A 211-nucleotide genomic window follows, 5' to 3' on the forward strand; every position below is an offset into this window, starting at 1 on the left:
GCACCAGCCCGGCGACGTACGCCTTGACGGTGGAGTCGAGGACGCCGGTGGCCACGCCCCACAGCACGACGCCGCCGAGCACCGCCGCCAGCGTCGGCCCGAACACCCGCGGGGGCACGGCGGCGACGACCGGCGGGACGAGGAGCAGGACGCGGCCGCCGTACCGGTCGAAGAGGTCGCCGGTGGCCAGCGCCGCGACGGCCTCGACCGC

1 pseudogene is annotated in these 211 nt (G+C 78.2%); it reads right to left on the minus strand.

From position 1 onward, the window contains the following. Positions 1-211: pseudogene (locus QWY28_RS24205) on the minus strand (MFS transporter); the annotation flags it as partial.

The sequence above is a fragment of the Nocardioides oceani genome (assembly GCF_030412965.1).
Classification (GTDB): Bacteria; Actinomycetota; Actinomycetes; order Propionibacteriales; family Nocardioidaceae; genus Nocardioides; species Nocardioides oceani.